This window comes from Pelagibacterium flavum (assembly GCF_025854335.1).
GTDB lineage: Bacteria > Pseudomonadota > Alphaproteobacteria > Rhizobiales > Devosiaceae > Pelagibacterium > Pelagibacterium flavum.
The window spans coordinates 3,224,929-3,239,924 of sequence record NZ_CP107716.1 but is presented as its reverse complement, the minus strand read 5'-3'; the positions used below and the strand labels follow the sequence as shown (position 1 = coordinate 3,239,924).

Genomic DNA, 14,996 nt, shown 5'->3' with positions numbered 1-14,996 from the left:
AAGTCAGAAGGGCCAGACGATAGGAATCATAATCATGGCGATAGCGAAGACCACTACGTTCATCACCGCTCCGATGCGCACGAAGTCGAAGAACTTGTATCCGCCCGCGCTATAGACAAGCGTATTGGTCTGATATCCGATCGGGGTGAGAAAGCTGGCGCTTGCAGCAAACATGACAGCCACCACAAAGGGCCGTGGATCGAGGCCGAGACTGCTGGCGAGCCCTATCGCCACAGGGGTGACGATCACCGCCACGGCATTGTTGGTCACGATTTCTGTGATTATGGAGGAAAGAATATAGACCACGCCCAGTGCGAACAGGGGTGAGAGGGCCACCAGATAGGGCGCGATGACCTGAACGATATTCTCGATCAGTCCAACATTTTCCATGCCCACGCCAACACCGAGCATGGCAATGATGAGGCCAAGGATTCTCCAATCGACGGCCTGCACGGCCTCGTCGGGTTCCACACAGCGGGTGGCCAGCACCGTGGCTGCCCCGATCACCGCCAGCCCGGCAATCGGCATCAACCCCAGTGCCGCCCCGACAACGACGGCAATCAGCACGCCGATTGCAATGGGAGCGCGAGCCCTGCGGAAACCGCGCTCGGCGGGCTCGGAAACATTGACAAGATCATAGTCTTCTACCATGCGCCGCAAATCTTCGGGTGCCCCCTCGATCAACAGGGTATCGCCAACCTCAATGGGAGCGGTTTCGAACCGCTCGGCGAGATTGGCACCGCGGCGATGCAGAGCCAGGGGATAAACGCCGTAGCGCCGGCGCAAGCGCAAGTGTTTCAGGGTCTTGCCCAAAATTCCCGAGCTTGGCCCCATCAGCACCTCAACGATCGAGGAGGTTCGGCTGCCGAGGGACTGCATGTGTTCGGATTCAGGCACATTGAGATCGCCTTCTTCCTTCATCGACAGCAGTTCGGCCACCGATGTGCGCAGCACCACGACATCGCCGGGCTGCAGGACCACATCCTGAATGTGCCTGCGCAAGGAAAAGCTGGCCCGCAGGACGTCGATAAGCTGCCGGTCGGACCGGTTGAACGCCGCAACCTCGCGGGCCTTTTTGCCCACATGGGGGGAATTGTCTTCGATCACGGCCTCGAGCACGAATTTCTTGCTCGCCTCCGAAAGCGAAATCGACGAGACAGTCGTTCGATCGGGTAGCAGACCGCGGGCCAACAACATCGTCACGATACCGGCCACGGCGACGGTGATGCCCACCGGGGCCATCTCGAAGATGTGGAACGGTTCCATGCCGTTCCTTTGCGCCACGCTATCGACGAGGATGTTGGTCGAGGTCCCGATCAGCGTACATGTGCCCCCCAGTATGGCCGAAAACGAAACCGGGATAAGTAATTTCGAGGCCGGCGTATCCATTTCCCGCGCCATCGCCACGGCAACTGGAATCATCATCATCACCAGTGGCGTGTTGTTCATGAATGCCGACATCACCGCTATGGCCAGCAAGAAGGAAAGCAGGCTGCGATAGGGGTGCTTTTTTGCACCGGCCGTGGCCCACGTCGCGAAACTCTCAAGCGCTCCCGTGCGCACCAGCGCCGCCGAGATCACGAACATGCCGGCGATCGTGGCGGGGGCGCTGTTGGAAAGCACCCCCAGTAGATCGTCGACCGAAACAATGTTGAGAAGAATGAGGACGGAAACCGCGATGGCTGCACTTACCTCTGGCGAGCGCCATTCTCGGGCAAACGCAATAAAGAGACCGACAACGACCACTCCCACGATCAGCGCGCCGTAGGGCTCAATCAGGCTAGCGAACAAATGCACCCTCCGCTCAGTCCACGGCGCACTCTATTCGATGCCAGCCTGTATTGGAAAGCAGTGAGAAACAATTCGGTTTTCTTTTTTAGGCGGAATGGCAGAACATTATCATCCGGACAGTGTGCGTCTGACCGCATCGCGCCAACCGGCCAGCTTTTTCTCGCGCAACGCGCTGTCGATTTCAGGCACGAACTGACGCTCAAGCGCCCAGCTTTTGGAAAACGCCTCCTGATCCGGCCATAGTCCGATGGCCTGTCCGGCCAGCCATGCTGCACCCAGAACCGTGGTTTCGAGCATGTGCGGGCGATCGACCGGTGCATCGAGGATGTCAGCGAGAAACTGCATGGTATAGTCCGACGCGACCATACCGCCGTCGACTCGGAGTACTGTTGCCGCTGCATGGCCATTCCAGTCCTTGTGCATTGCGTCGAGCAGGTCGGCGGTCTGATAACAGACGGCTTCCAGTGCTGCCTTGGCGAATTCCTCCGGTCCGGTATTGCGTGTCAGTCCAAACATGGCGCCCCGCGCCTCAGCATCCCAGTAGGGCGCTCCCAACCCGACAAAGGCCGGTACCAGATAGACGTCCTGATTGGCATCCGCGCCGATCGCGAGCCTCCCCGAGTCAGACGCCTTGCCGATGATCTTGAGCCCGTCGCGCAGCCATTGCACCGCCGCTCCGGCCACAAAGATCGAGCCCTCCAGCGCGTATGTCGTTTTGCCGCCCAGCCGGTACGCAATGGTCGTCAGCAGCCGGTTCTGCGACCGCACGAGCGTGTCGCCGGTATTGAGCACGGCAAAACAACCGGTGCCGTAGGTCGCTTTGATCATGCCCGGCGCAAAGCAGGCCTGTCCGATCACCGCCGCATGCTGATCGCCGGCAACGCCACGAATGGGAATGGGCTTGCCAAAGATCTCCGGCTCGGTATGTCCGAAATCGTCGTCGCAATCGAGGACGTCCGGCAGCATGGCGGCTGGCACTTCCAACAGCGCAAGCAACTCGTCGTCCCACGCGCCCTTTTCGATGTTGAAAAGCAGCGTACGGCTGGCATTGGTGGCGTCTGTCGCGTGCACGGCGCCACCAGTCAGTCGCCAGATTAGGTAGGTGTCGACGGTCCCGAACGCCAATTCCCCCGCCTCGGCCTTCCCTCGCGCGTCTTCGACCGTATCAAGCAGCCATTTGATCTTCGTGCCGGAAAAATAGGGATCGAGCAGCAGGCCGGTCTTTTGGGTGACAAGGGTTTCTTTGCCGGCTGATTTGAGTTGATTGCAGATATCGGACGTCCTGCGGTCCTGCCAGACGATGGCCCTGTGAATGGGTCTGCCGGTCTTCCGGTCCCACACCAGTGTTGTTTCACGCTGGTTGGTGATCCCGATGGCCGCAATATCTTCGCCTTTCAGCCGGGCCTGCTTCAGCGCTGCGCGCGTGGAAAAAATAACCGATTCCCATATGTCTTCGGGATCGTGTTCGACCCAGCCGCTTTGGGGAAAGTGCTGTCGGAACTCCTTCTGACCCTGACCGACAACTTTCATGGCCTCGTCAAAAATCAGTGCCCGGCTTGACGTCGTGCCCTGGTCGATGGCCAGAATATGGCTCCCCATCGCGTCTCCTCCATTATCGATTGCAATGGACCGTGCCTCAAACAGCCCGAGGCGTAAAGATTGACGCGCTCGGTCTTTCCATGTCTTTTAGTTTTGTCCCGCCTTGCCAAAGCCTTGCGCATGCTTTCCGTTCTGAACGTCATCGCCCCTGTCTTTATTCTGATCGGGCTCGGATACCTCGCCGTCAGAGTCAAGTTCTATCCGCGCGCCGGCGTTGGCGGGTTGATTGCCTACGTTAACAATTTCGCCACGCCCTGCCTTCTGTTCAGAGCGATGATCGATGTGGATTTTTCCGCAGCATTCAATCCTTCGATTATCGGCCCCTTCTACTTGGGCGCGTTGTCGGTTCTTGCATTGGGCGCTGTCGGCGCAGCCAGAGTGTTCAAGCGCAGACCGGGCGAAGCGGTTGCCGTGGGCTTTTCGGCGATGTTTACCAACACCGTTCTGGTGGGCATCCCGATCATGCAGCGTGCCTACGGCGACGAGGCGATGCCGATCGTCTATTCCATAATCGGGCTTCATGCGCCGGTGTTGATGACAGTTGGTATGTTCGTCATGGAACTGGCGCGTCGCGATGGCGGCAAGGTTTCCGTCGCGCTGTTTCAGGGGCTCAAGAAGTCACTGGCCAATCCCATTCTTATCGGTATCGCGCTCGGGCTCTTGGCCAATCTTTTCGGGCTCCAACTGTCCGGGGTCGCGGACGAAGTCACGCTCTTGTTGGCCGGAACGGTTATGCCCGTCGCCCTGTTCGGCCTCGGTGGCGCTCTCAATGAATACAGGCTTGGCGAGACCTGGGCACAGGCGTTGATGACCACCTCCATGCAACTGGTGGTTCATCCGGCCATCGCATGGATCGTCATGGTGCCAATTCTCGGTGTAGACCCGCACCTCGCCCGTTATGGTGTCCTCCTGGCCGCAATGCCTGCAGGGATCAACGTCTACATTTTTGCAACCTACTACAACCGGGCCATGGACGTCGCCGCCAACACCATCCTGCTCTCGACGGTGCTTTCGGTCTTCACGATAACCGGCTGGCTACTGCTCCTGGGCGCCTGACTGCTACTGTTGCTGCTGGTTCACCATGACCTGGGCAATCCGGATCGTGTCTTCGGTCCTGCGGGCAAGTTCTGGCGCCAGCCGGACCGGCGCCGTCGTTTCCGCGTCCAGTCCGCAGGCAATTCTCACATAGGCCGGCGTCGGGCACAGATTGGCTGACGGGTCGAACCCGATCCAGCCCAGCCCGTCATCCCAGGCTTCCGCCCATGCGTGCAGCCGCGCCGGCGCGCCATCCTCGGCCAGCACATAGCCGGTGACGAACCGCGCCGGAATGTCCACGCCGCGTGCAGCGGCCACGAACACATGAGCATGGTCCTCCGCCACAATCTCGGGTGTATCGTCGTCCTCTTCGGGTGCCGTCTCGCGCGCTTCGTGCAGTCGGTTCATCAGCCAGTGTAGGAGTTCGACCCCGCTCATTCCCGCCTTGGCGTGCGCCTTCAACCGGTTGACCAGATTGCCGTTCGGCCTGGTCTGGGGCGTCAAGCGTTTGAAGAGCGATACATTCGGCTCGCCTGCCACCCGGCCGAGCACGCCGTTGGTATCGGTAGTCTCCACGACGCCCGAAACCGAAATGAACAAATCGTTTTCAGGGCGATGTTGGCTGACAAGGTGGGCTTTGTTCCCGAAAGCATCGGTAAAGCTTGCAGCAGCTTCGATCCCATCCATTTTGATGGACCACTCGACAACCGATTGCGATGCCGTTTCGACAGGGCTTAAAAGCAGGTGCTGGACAGCATGTGCCAGCCCCTCGCTTAGTGCAAAGCGGAACTCGTGGCGTATCGATATGCGCATGGGTCCGCCCCCTCAGTAGAAATTGTAACTTTCCGAAATCGCATTCGTAAGCTGGTTGTTGGCCGCCATAAAGCCGGTGAGATATTCGTGCAGTCCCTGGTCGAAAACCTTGCTCATGTCGCCTGCGGTAAGGAACTGCGCCATCTTGATCGCCTCGTCGTGACAACCCGACGGCTCGCCGTAAATCTGCTCCAGCATCCCCAGCATGGCCACCACAGAAGTGCTGCAAAAGGCGAGGGACCGAGGCATCTCCTTTCTAAAGATAAGAAAATCGGAGATATTCCAGGCCTTGTAGCGGTCGTGATAAATATGGCGATAAGCGCGGTGCGCCGATGCCGCGCGCAGGATCATCGTCCATTGCTGGATATCGACATCGCCGCCCACCATGGAGGAGCGCGGCAAGAGGACGTAATATTTGACGTCTAGAATTCGCGCCGTGTTATCCGCCCGCTCGATAAACCCGCCTGTCTGCGCAAATGCAAAACCATCGGTGCGCATCAACGTGCCGAGCAGCGCGCCGCGAAACTGGTTCGAGCTCTGTTTCACCGATTGCAGAAAACTGGGGAGCTTGTTGCCCAACACATAGCGCGGCTGAACCTGCGAAAACTCCAACCATGTGCCGTTGAGGCTTTCCCACATATCGGTGGTGATTTCGGTGCGGACCGACTTGGCGTTAGTCCGCGCGTTGAAGAGGCAGGATTTGACCGACGAGGGGTTGTCGGTATCGAACAGCATGAAATGGGCGACGCTGGCGACGTCGACTGTATCGTGCTTTTTCTTGAACGCCTCTTCGGCCTCGGCTGCTTGCAGCATGGAGAGCAAATATTCGCTCGAGCCATCCTCGCTGCGCTCGGTCAGACTCATGCGATAGCCCACTTCGAGCAGCCGGGCCATGTTTTCGGCCCGCTCGACATAGCGCGACATCCAGAACAGATTGGCAGCAGAGCGTCCCAGCATCATTCTTCGAGCACCCAGGTGTCCTTGGTGCCACCCCCTTGCGAGGAATTGACCACCAATGATCCTTGCTTGAGCGCGACCCGCGTCAGCCCGCCAGGTGTAATTCTGATCTTGTCGCCGACCAGAACGAAGGGCCGCAGATCGACATGGCGCGGCGCGATTCCCTTGCTCACAAAAGTCGGGCAGGTCGAAAGCGCCAACGTCGGCTGGACGATGTAATTGTCGGGCCGCGCCTTGATCTTTTCGGAAAATTCGGTCCTCTGCTTTTTGGTCGAGGCCGGGCCGACCAGCATGCCGTATCCGCCCGAGCCGTGAACTTCCTTGACCACCAGATGCTCGAGATTTTCCAGCACGTAAGCGCGTTCGCTGTCGCTGGTGCAATTATAGGTGGGCACGTTTTTCAGGATCGGCTTTTCGCCCAGATAGAATTCTATGATCTGGGGCAGGTAGGTATAGACCGCCTTGTCGTCGGCAATCCCCGTACCCGGCGCGTTGATCAGTGTCACGTTGCCGGCCCGATAGGCATCGAACAGCCCGGCCACGCCGAGCATGGAATCGGCCTTGAACGTCAGAGGATCGATGTAATCATCATCGATCCTGCGATAGATCACGTCGACGCGCTGCGGCCCCAACGTGGTTCGCATATAGACCTTGCCTCCATCAACAAACAGATCCTGCCCTTCGCAAAGGGTGGCGCCCATCTGGTCGGCAAGAAACGAATGCTCGAAATAGGCTGAATTGTAGATGCCCGGTGTCAGCACGACGAGATTGGGATTGCCCGTGCAATTGTCCGGCGCAACGCTTTCCATCGTGCGGCGCAGGTTTTCCGGATAGGTTTCGACCGGTGCGACCTTGAGCTTGTGAAACAGATCTGGGACCAGATGCATCATCGCTTCACGGTCTTCCAGCATGTAGGAGACGCCCGAAGGCGTGCGCAGATTGTCCTCGAGCACATAAAAGTCGTCAGGTCCGGTGCGCACGATATCGACACCGATGATGTGGGAATAAATTCCCTTGGGCGGGTTTAGCCCCATCATCTGCGGGCAAAAAGCTTCGTTCTGGATGATCAGCTTTTCCGGAACACGCCCTGCGCGGATGATGTCCTGGCCGTGATAGAGATCCCACAGGAACATGTTGAGCGCCTTGACGCGCTGCTCGATTCCCTTTTCCAAGCGGCGCCATTCCTGCGCGGCGATCACCCGGGGGATCACATCGAACGGGATCAGTCGCTCGGTCGACTCGTTTGAGCCATAGACTGCAAAAGTAATGCCTAAACGACGGAAGATCGTTTCTGCATCTTGCGACAATTGCTTGAGGGCTTGCTTGGGCTGTCCGTCCAGCCACTCACCCAATATGCGGTAAGGTTCGCGGACTGATCCGTCCGCATTGAGCATCTCGTCGAAATACTTTGCTTCGCTCATACGCCTTCTTTGTGCGATGACAGTGTGCGACCTTCCCGACGCATATCTCATTGGTGCATATTTATTTTGCGTCGTCCAGCGCTCCCGTGAGCAACGGCAATAATAGTGCCTAACGGTCGGATATTCCCCGGCTTGCCTGCACAATTGTTTTGGGCAATTGTAGGCTGGTAGATGAAAAAGCGGCGACGTCTTCGAGCGCTCGCCGTCGGGCATCGAGGGAGCACAAAGATGTACAAGTTCGAGGTTTACAAGGACAAGGCCGGAGAGTTCCGGTTCCGCTTTCGGGCGTCCAACGGGGAAGTGATGTTCTCCTCAGAGGGCTATAAGGCCAAGGCCTCTGCCCAGAGCGCAATCGAGTCCATTCGCAAGAATGCTCCCGACGCAGGGCTCGACGACCAGACCTGACGCGGCCTAGTCGTCGGCAGGATCGAGAAAGGTCTGGATGATATGCGGCCCGTCATGGATGCACATCATCCTGAGCAGGCCGTCCCCGATATTTTCGAACCCGTGCGGCGTCTCGGGTTCGACAACCATGATGTCACCGGACCCGGCCTCGACGGTCTGGCTTCCGGCTACAAAGCGCACGGTGCCTTCCTGCACCATCCAGGTCTCGGAATAGGGGTGAATATGCAGTCCCACCCGCTTCCCCGGTTCTGCGACCACCGCAAAAAACGAAACGTCGGCACCATATTCGCCGCCCTCGAACTTGATCGTTCTGGACGCCCCTTCGGGACGGTCCGTCGCTCTGAGAATATGAGGCATGTTTAAACTCTCCTTGTTTATGCGCCGCCGCGCGGTGCAACTCTTCTAGGACGTGGCCCGTTGCCTGAAACCGACAGCCTTATTGAACGATCTGGAGAATATCATATGAGCGAGTGGTGGCGCGGCGGGGTGATCTATCAGATTTACCCGCGCTCCTTTCAGGACAGCAACGGCGATGGGATCGGCGATCTGCGGGGCATCCTCGACAGGCTCGAGCATGTCGCCTCGCTGGGCGTGGATGCGATCTGGCTTTCGCCGATCTTCACCTCGCCGATGGCCGACATGGGGTATGACGTTTCCAACTATACCGACATTGATCCGCTGTTTGGCACACTTGACGATTTCGATGCGCTGATCGAAAAAGCTCACGAACTCGGCCTCAAGGTGGTAATCGACCAGGTGGTCAGCCACACATCCGACAAGCATCCCTGGTTCATCGAATCCAAATCCTCGCGCACCAATCCACGTTCGGACTGGTATGTCTGGGTCGATCCCCAGGACGACGGCTCCCCGCCCAACAATTGGCCGTCGGTGTTCGGCGGCCCGGCCTGGGAATGGAACGGCACGCGCCGGCAGTACTACCTGCACAATTTCCTGATTTCCCAACCAGACCTCAATTTCCACAATCCGCATGTGCAGGACGCAGTGCTGGCAGCTATGCGCTTCTGGCTCGAGCGCGGTGTCGATGGCTTCCGATTCGACACCGTAAATTACTATTTCCACGACAAGAAACTGCGCTCCAACCCGCCGGCGCCGAGGGAAAAGGAAACCCCGCTCGAAGCCGACCCCTACGGTATGCAGTTCCATAAGTTCTCCAAGAACCGCCCGGAAAACATCGATTTTCTCAAGCGCGTGCGGGCCCTGCTTGATGAGTTCCCCGGTACGACCACGGTTGGCGAGGTGGGCGAGGCCCATCGGGCCATCGAAATCATGGCGGCCTATACCGCCGGTGACGATCTTTTGCACATGTGCTATTCGTTCGACATGCTCGGCCCCACATTCACGCCGCGCCATTTTCGTTCGCGGGTTGAAAAATTCTTTGCGGGCGCTCCTGATGGCTGGCCGTGCTGGAGTTTCTCCAACCACGACGTGAATCGGCACATTTCCCGCTGGGAGGCCCACGCAGTCACCCCGGATTCTCTTGGGCGGCAATCGGCAGCCCTGCTGCTCTCGCTCAAGGGCTCCGCTTGCATCTATCAGGGCGAAGAGCTTGGATTGCCCGAAGCCGAACTGGAATATTCCGAACTGACCGATCCGCCGGGGCTGCGCTTCTGGCCAGACAACAAGGGCCGTGATGGCTGCCGTACGCCCATGCCATGGACCGACGAGATCCATGCAGGGTTCTCCGAGGTCAAACCCTGGCTACCGGTCAAGGGGGCGCATTTGAAGCGTAACGTTGCGGCGCTTGAAGCCGATCCGGATTCGCTCCTCCACTATTATCGAGCCGTCCTGAAATACCGTAAGGACAACCCTGCGCTGATCGATGGCGAGATCGCTTTCCACAACGTCAAGGAACCGATCCTCGGTTTTTCACGCCATAGCGGTCAGGACGCGCTCGTCTGCGTCTTCAACCTGTCCGCCAAGCCCCGCGCCCTCTCAATCAGGGGACTGCCCGACTTGGCGATACTGGCTCACGTTTCAAACGGTGTTGCACTGCAGGGAAATGCGCTCCAGCTCGAAGGCAACGGCTTTGCCATTATCGAATGTGGGACCGGTTTCGATCCAGCCGCCATATCGCTCACCCTGTCCAAGGGGTGAGCTTGCGCCACGTCCGCAGACTTACGACCGAAGGGCCGGTTGAGCCTGGCGTCCCTTAACCAGCATGACCACCAGCGGAATGGCGATGGTCAGCATCAGCAATCGCGACACGTGATGTGCAGCGATGAACGCTGTGTCATACCCAAGCGCGATACCCAACGCCCCCATCGATTCCAGCCCGCCCGGCGAGAGCCCGAGCCAGATCTGGCCAATTGGCATGGAAACGAAAAAACTGATGCCAACCGCAAAGGCGGTGGTTATCGCCACGGTGATCGCCGTGGCGACAGTGCCGCCCAAAGCAGCCTGCATGAATTCGGCGCGTGTCATGCCGGCAAAGCGCGATCCGATCAATGCGCCCATACCCAAGAAGGTCAGATCGACAAGGATCGGTGGCAACGAGCCGTCGAAATGGCCGGTCAGTTTCATCACCGTCGCAAATGCCATCGACCCCAGCACATAGCCCGCCGGCATCTTGAGCCGCGTGAACACCCAGCCCACAAAGGCGCAACCCGCCGCCACCATGGCGAGCGTCGTGAGGTCCATCAAATCGGTGCCCGCCCCAGCGTAATGACCCACGGGCAGGAACAGAGCGCCGATCGGTGCAAACAGAGTAAGAAACATCACTCTTTGAACCTGAATGATGACGATCTGCCTTGGATTGCCGACACCCGTCGAAGCCAGCGCCATGACGAAAGACAAATGGCCAGGAAACGACGAAAGATAAGCGGTTCCTGTGTCGAACTTGAATAATCTGCGCAGGACAATGCCGCAGACCAGAACGATGGCCACGAGTTCCAGTGCCAGAGCGCCGAGCGTTATCGGCCATTGACCGATCAGCTGCAGGGTGTCGGGTGCCACATTGGCCCCCATCGAGAGCCCGACGCATACGAAAAACACATTGCGCAGCCCGTTGGGCATTGTCGCCGGAAAACCCGATAGCGCGGCAATTGAAACCGCGAGCGCCCCGCCCATCAGCATCCCGCCTGGAACTCCCAGCATGCTGATCGCCAGCGAGCCGATAGCAGCAATGATAAGTGTGAGACCGGTTCGGAGCGCCCAAGGCATCGACTTTGTTCCTACTGCGCCGCGAGTGCTCTTTCCGCCAGCCGCACCCAGTAGCTCACGCCTAAAGGAATCGCATCATCGTTGAAATCATAGGTGTCTGTATGCAGATCCGAGCTGTCGCCGTTGCCGAGGAAAATATAAGATCCCGGCCGCGCGCTGAGCATATAGGCGAAATCTTCGCCCCCCATTGTGGGATCGACAGTGTCATTCACCCGATCCTCCCCCACAATTTCACGGGCGACCTCTGCAGCGAAAGCCGTCTGTTCGGGAGCGTTGACCGTAACCGGATACCCACGCATCCACGTTACCGTCGCGTCGGCCCCAAACGCCTGCGCGAGTCGGGGCGCCAGCCGCTTGATACCCGTTTCCATCTGGGCGCGCACTTCATCGTCCAGCGTGCGAACGGTCCCCGTCAGCCGCGCAGTGCGCGGAATGACATTGTATGCTGTACCCGCGTTGACGGTCGTAACCGAAAGAACTGCCGAGCGGATCGGATCTACCGAGCGTGATACCAGCGTCTGCAGACCCGAAATGATATGGGCGGAAACGATAACCGGATCGACAGCAAGATGAGGCATCGCCGCGTGCCCGCCATGCCCTTCAACATCGATCGCGAATTGGTCGGTTCCCGCCATGATCCCGCCGGTCCGTATGGCGAATTCTCCCAGCGGAATGCCGGGCATGTTGTGCATGCCGAATACCTGGGAAATGTTGAAACGTTCCATCAGTCCGTCTTCCACCATCAGGCGTCCGCCGCCGCCACCCTCTTCGGCCGGCTGGAAGATAACGATGACCGTGCCATCGAAATTGCGCGTTTCGGCCAGATATCGTGCCGCGCCCAGGAGCATGGCCGTGTGCCCGTCATGACCGCAGGCATGCATCTTGCCGCTGTTGCCAGAGGCATAGGGTTTCCCGGTCCGTTCGGTAATTGGCAGGGCGTCCATATCAGCGCGCAGCCCAACGACGCGATCCGAACCACCCTTGCCGCGAATGACTCCCACGACCCCTGTCCGACCGATCCCTGTCACCACCTCGTCCACACCAAACGATTTGAGCTGCTCGACCACGAACGCCGCCGTGTCATGGACGTCATAGAGAAGCTCGGGATTGGCATGCAGGTGCTGGCGCCACGCGGTAATATCGGCGTGGAATTCGGCAACACGGTTGATGATGGGCATAGGGAAACCTGAAGGCGGTATGAGAAACGTCTAGTGTCTGCGCCGCGGCACGCGTCGTCAACGTCTCTTGTCTCTGGCGGGCCGGGGAGCTATCCCCCTTTACAGAATTGGATCCAGAGATGCCAGACGCAGATTCGTCTTCGATCGTCATCGATTTTGTCGGCGGTGCCGTCGGCTTCCGCCTGCGCAGAGGTGAGGGCAGGGGGCAGCCCCTGCCGCGCGCCTGCGGTATGGCTAAAGGCGCAACGCCGACCATCGTAGACGCGACCGCCGGCATGGGACGCGACGCCTTCTTTCTCGCCTCTCTGGGGGCACACGTCACCCTTATTGAGCGCAACCCACAGGTCCATGCCGCCCTGGAGTGCGCCATGGCCGCCGCACGGGAGCACGACGACGAGCTTGCCGCCATCATTGCGCGCATGACGCTGCTCCACGGCGATTCCCGCGCGCTTCTTCAAACGCTCGGGCCTGAAGTTGTCCTGGTCGACCCCATGCACCCCGAGCGCACAAAATCGGCGCTGGTCAAAAAGCAGATGCGCGACCTGCGCGATGTGGTGGGGGCTGACCTGGACGCGCGTGAACTCATGGAGGCGGCGCTCGCTGCTGCCCAGAACCGTGTCGTTCTCAAATGGCCGCAACGCGCTGCGCCGATAGAGGGGCTGCGCAAGCCCAGCCATCAGATATCGGGCAAGACCACGCGCTATGACGTGTTTGTGACCAATGGCTAGCCAGGCTATTGCATTTATTGCGCAAATTTAACTTGTACGATCGCTGTTCCTGCGAATGGTGAGCCCTGGGAGGACTATTTCACTCAAGGAACTCTTGCATGACCCAATCTACTCCGAGCGCCGAACCGCGCCTCATTGTTCCCACCCTCAATGGCATCTATGCCATGGGCCGCCCCCTCGCCGAAACCGCAATGCGTGTCTTCGCCGGCATTGCCCTGATCGTCCATGGTTGGCCGAAAATCCAGAATCCCATGGGCATGGCCGGAATGGTCGAGGGCTTGGGCTTTGCTCCCGGCTTCTTTTGGGCCCCCCTCTTGGCGGTAACCGAGTTCTTCGGTGGCATCCTTCTGGCGCTGGGCCTTCTCACGCGCCCGGCCGCCTTCGCCACGATGATTGTGCTGCTCACCACCGTCTATGCCCATTGGGTTGCCATGGGGCAGGGCTGGTCGGGCGCAGAGTTGTCCATCCTTTGGTCGACGATCCTGCTCTATTTCGTCATGGCCGGCGGCAACCGCTTTTCGGTCGATGCCATCATTGGACGCCAGTTCTAAGGCGCGCCATATTTCGCAAAACCATTCCCCCACTTGGGCGCCCCCGGCCATTGCATTAGCGCCGGGGGATTCTATAAAGGCCGCGCGCCTTTTCCCTATCCAAGCTCGAGAGCGAGAATGTTCGAGACCCTATCCAAGGCACCCCAGGACAAGATTTTTGCGCTGATGGCCGAAATTGCTGCCGACGACCGCCCCGGCAAGATCGATCTCGGCATTGGCGTCTATAAGGATGACGAGGGCAATACGCCCATCATGACAGCCGTCAGGAAAGCCGAGGAGCGCATCGTTTCCTCTTCGAAAACCAAGTCCTATATCGGGGTGGCCGGCAACAAGGGGTTTGCCAAAGCCATGGTCGATCTCGCGCTCGATGGTGCGGTGCCCGACGATCGTGTCCGCGCTGCGCAGGCTCCGGGTGGCACCGGTGCCCTGTGGGTGTTGCTGACGCTCTTGAAACGAGCCAATCCCGACGCGACGGTTTGGATTTCCGATCCCTCCTGGCCCAACCACAAGCCCATGGCCGAACAGGCCGGCTTCAAGGTCGAGGCTTACCCCTATTTCGACCCGGACACCCGCAAGGTCCGGTTCGACCAAATGCTCGCTAAGCTCGATAGCCTGGGCAGGAACGATATCGTCCTGCTCCATGGCTGCTGTCACAACCCGACCGGCGCCAACCTCAACCACGACCAGTGGCATAAGGTCATCGCCTCTCTCAAGCGCACGGGCGCGTTCCCGTTGGTCGATATGGCCTATCAGGGCTTTGGTGACGGGCTGGACGAAGACGCCTACGGCCTGCGTGCGCTCGCCGCGGAGATAGATGAATTCGTCTGCGCGACGAGCTGCTCGAAGAATTTCGGCATCTATCGGGAGCGGGTCGGTTGCGCCATCGTCGTGGGCGAGGATGCGGCCCAGGCCGACATCGCCAATTCTCAGATGCTCAACCTCATTCGTGGCGCCTATTCCCAACCACCCGATCACGGCGCGGAAATCGTTCGTGTCATTCTCGAGGACGCAGAACTGCGCGCAGAATGGAAAGCCGAGCTCGAAGCCATGCGCAACCGTATGATCTCCAATCGCCAGGCGCTGGCCGACGCGATCCGCTCACGTTCGAACAGTACCGATTTTGATTTCGTTGCCGAACATCGCGGCATGTTCTCGCTTTTGGGACTTAAAGTTGAAACCGTCGACCATTTAAAAGCCGAAAATGCTGTCTATATGTTGGATGATAGCCGCATAAACGTCGCCGGCCTGGCTGACGAACGTATTCAGCGCCTGGCCGATGCCATCGTCGGTGCCACACGATAAAACACACGACACCATTGTTGCGGCACAACCATTCCA

14 protein-coding genes are annotated in these 14,996 nt (G+C 59.0%); 6 read left to right on the top strand and 8 right to left on the bottom strand.

The genetic code is table 11. The features are described from left to right. Window positions 1-3 precede the first annotated feature (3 nt). Window positions 4-1,797 carry an SLC13 family permease gene (locus tag OF122_RS16295; protein ID WP_264225239.1) on the bottom strand — a complete coding sequence of 598 codons (1,794 nt, stop codon included), beginning with the start codon at window positions 1,795-1,797 and terminating at the stop codon, window positions 4-6. A 102-nt stretch (window positions 1,798-1,899) separates the two neighbouring features. Continuing rightward, on the bottom strand, window positions 1,900-3,390 hold the full coding sequence (glpK, locus tag OF122_RS16290; protein ID WP_264225238.1) for a glycerol kinase GlpK: 1,491 nt from the start codon (window positions 3,388-3,390) through the stop codon (window positions 1,900-1,902). A gap of 120 nt (window positions 3,391-3,510) precedes the next feature. Between glpK and OF122_RS16285 the strand changes: the two genes are divergently transcribed. Further along, entirely contained in the window at window positions 3,511-4,446 is a 936-nt protein-coding gene (locus OF122_RS16285) for an AEC family transporter (protein ID WP_264225237.1), read from the top strand. A 3-nt stretch (window positions 4,447-4,449) separates the two neighbouring features. On the opposite strand, the gene OF122_RS16280 is transcribed toward OF122_RS16285, so the two are convergent. From OF122_RS16280 to OF122_RS16270, 3 genes are read right to left on the bottom strand one after another with little or no spacing between them, the layout of a single operon-like run. After that, window positions 4,450-5,238: a transglutaminase family protein gene (locus OF122_RS16280; protein ID WP_264225236.1), complete on the bottom strand. Its 789-nt coding sequence runs from the start codon at window positions 5,236-5,238 to the stop codon at window positions 4,450-4,452. Window positions 5,239-5,250: 12 nt separating this feature from the next. After that, a complete protein-coding gene (locus tag OF122_RS16275) occupies window positions 5,251-6,198 on the bottom strand; it encodes an alpha-E domain-containing protein (protein ID WP_264225235.1) in 948 nt (315 codons plus the stop codon). Then, window positions 6,195-7,616 (bottom strand): circularly permuted type 2 ATP-grasp protein, encoded by a 1,422-nt coding sequence (locus OF122_RS16270; protein WP_264225234.1) that lies wholly within the window; start codon window positions 7,614-7,616, stop codon window positions 6,195-6,197. The genes OF122_RS16275 and OF122_RS16270 overlap by 4 nt, the downstream gene beginning before the upstream one ends. A 228-nt stretch (window positions 7,617-7,844) precedes the next feature. Here OF122_RS16270 and OF122_RS16265 point away from each other — a divergent pair, with 228 nt between their 5' ends. Beyond that, window positions 7,845-8,021: a YegP family protein gene (locus tag OF122_RS16265; RefSeq protein WP_264225233.1), complete on the top strand. Its 177-nt coding sequence runs from the start codon at window positions 7,845-7,847 to the stop codon at window positions 8,019-8,021. Between the two features lie 6 nt (window positions 8,022-8,027). Here OF122_RS16265 and OF122_RS16260 read toward each other — a convergent pair whose 3' ends face one another. Further along, on the bottom strand, window positions 8,028-8,378 hold the full coding sequence (locus OF122_RS16260) for a cupin domain-containing protein (RefSeq protein WP_264225232.1): 351 nt from the start codon (window positions 8,376-8,378) through the stop codon (window positions 8,028-8,030). Between the two features lie 105 nt (window positions 8,379-8,483). On the opposite strand from OF122_RS16260, the gene OF122_RS16255 reads away from it, so the two are divergent. Then, complete coding sequence (locus tag OF122_RS16255) at window positions 8,484-10,136, top strand: alpha-amylase family glycosyl hydrolase (protein WP_264225231.1); 1,653 nt, start codon at window positions 8,484-8,486, stop codon at window positions 10,134-10,136. Between the two features lie 21 nt (window positions 10,137-10,157). Here OF122_RS16255 and OF122_RS16250 read toward each other — a convergent pair whose 3' ends face one another. Both OF122_RS16250 and OF122_RS16245 read right to left on the bottom strand, forming a co-directional pair. Further along, complete coding sequence (locus OF122_RS16250; protein WP_264225230.1) at window positions 10,158-11,135, bottom strand: AbrB family transcriptional regulator; 978 nt, start codon at window positions 11,133-11,135, stop codon at window positions 10,158-10,160. A gap of 77 nt (window positions 11,136-11,212) precedes the next feature. Further along, complete coding sequence (locus tag OF122_RS16245; RefSeq protein WP_264225229.1) at window positions 11,213-12,379, bottom strand: M20 aminoacylase family protein; 1,167 nt, start codon at window positions 12,377-12,379, stop codon at window positions 11,213-11,215. 119 nt (window positions 12,380-12,498) lie between these two features. Between OF122_RS16245 and OF122_RS16240 the strand changes: the two genes are divergently transcribed. From OF122_RS16240 to OF122_RS16230, 3 genes are all read left to right on the top strand, one after another. Further along, window positions 12,499-13,107 (top strand): class I SAM-dependent methyltransferase, encoded by a 609-nt coding sequence (locus OF122_RS16240; protein WP_264225228.1) that lies wholly within the window; start codon window positions 12,499-12,501, stop codon window positions 13,105-13,107. 98 nt (window positions 13,108-13,205) lie between these two features. After that, the gene (locus OF122_RS16235; RefSeq protein WP_264225227.1) at window positions 13,206-13,658 is read left to right on the top strand and encodes a DoxX family protein; all 453 of its coding nucleotides are present in this window, start codon (window positions 13,206-13,208) and stop codon (window positions 13,656-13,658) included. A 117-nt stretch (window positions 13,659-13,775) separates the two neighbouring features. After that, entirely contained in the window at window positions 13,776-14,960 is a 1,185-nt protein-coding gene (locus OF122_RS16230) for an amino acid aminotransferase (RefSeq protein ID WP_264225226.1), read from the top strand. Window positions 14,961-14,996 lie beyond the last annotated feature (36 nt).

Coding starts and splice junctions, on each gene's coding strand:
- OF122_RS16265 (WP_264225233.1), top strand. CDS start 7,845: ATGTACAAGTTCGAGGTTTACAAGGACAAGGCCGGAGAGTTCCGGTTC.
- OF122_RS16230 (WP_264225226.1), top strand. CDS start 13,776: ATGTTCGAGACCCTATCCAAGGCACCCCAGGACAAGATTTTTGCGCTG.
- glpK (WP_264225238.1), bottom strand. CDS start 3,390: ATGGGGAGCCATATTCTGGCCATCGACCAGGGCACGACGTCAAGCCGG.
- OF122_RS16240 (WP_264225228.1), top strand. CDS start 12,499: ATGCCAGACGCAGATTCGTCTTCGATCGTCATCGATTTTGTCGGCGGT.
- OF122_RS16270 (WP_264225234.1), bottom strand. CDS start 7,616: ATGAGCGAAGCAAAGTATTTCGACGAGATGCTCAATGCGGACGGATCA.
- OF122_RS16235 (WP_264225227.1), top strand. CDS start 13,206: ATGACCCAATCTACTCCGAGCGCCGAACCGCGCCTCATTGTTCCCACC.
- OF122_RS16245 (WP_264225229.1), bottom strand. CDS start 12,379: ATGCCCATCATCAACCGTGTTGCCGAATTCCACGCCGATATTACCGCG.
- OF122_RS16255 (WP_264225231.1), top strand. CDS start 8,484: ATGAGCGAGTGGTGGCGCGGCGGGGTGATCTATCAGATTTACCCGCGC.
- OF122_RS16285 (WP_264225237.1), top strand. CDS start 3,511: ATGCTTTCCGTTCTGAACGTCATCGCCCCTGTCTTTATTCTGATCGGG.
- OF122_RS16260 (WP_264225232.1), bottom strand. CDS start 8,378: ATGCCTCATATTCTCAGAGCGACGGACCGTCCCGAAGGGGCGTCCAGA.
- OF122_RS16250 (WP_264225230.1), bottom strand. CDS start 11,135: ATGCTGGGAGTTCCAGGCGGGATGCTGATGGGCGGGGCGCTCGCGGTT.
- OF122_RS16280 (WP_264225236.1), bottom strand. CDS start 5,238: ATGCGCATATCGATACGCCACGAGTTCCGCTTTGCACTAAGCGAGGGG.
- OF122_RS16275 (WP_264225235.1), bottom strand. CDS start 6,198: ATGATGCTGGGACGCTCTGCTGCCAATCTGTTCTGGATGTCGCGCTAT.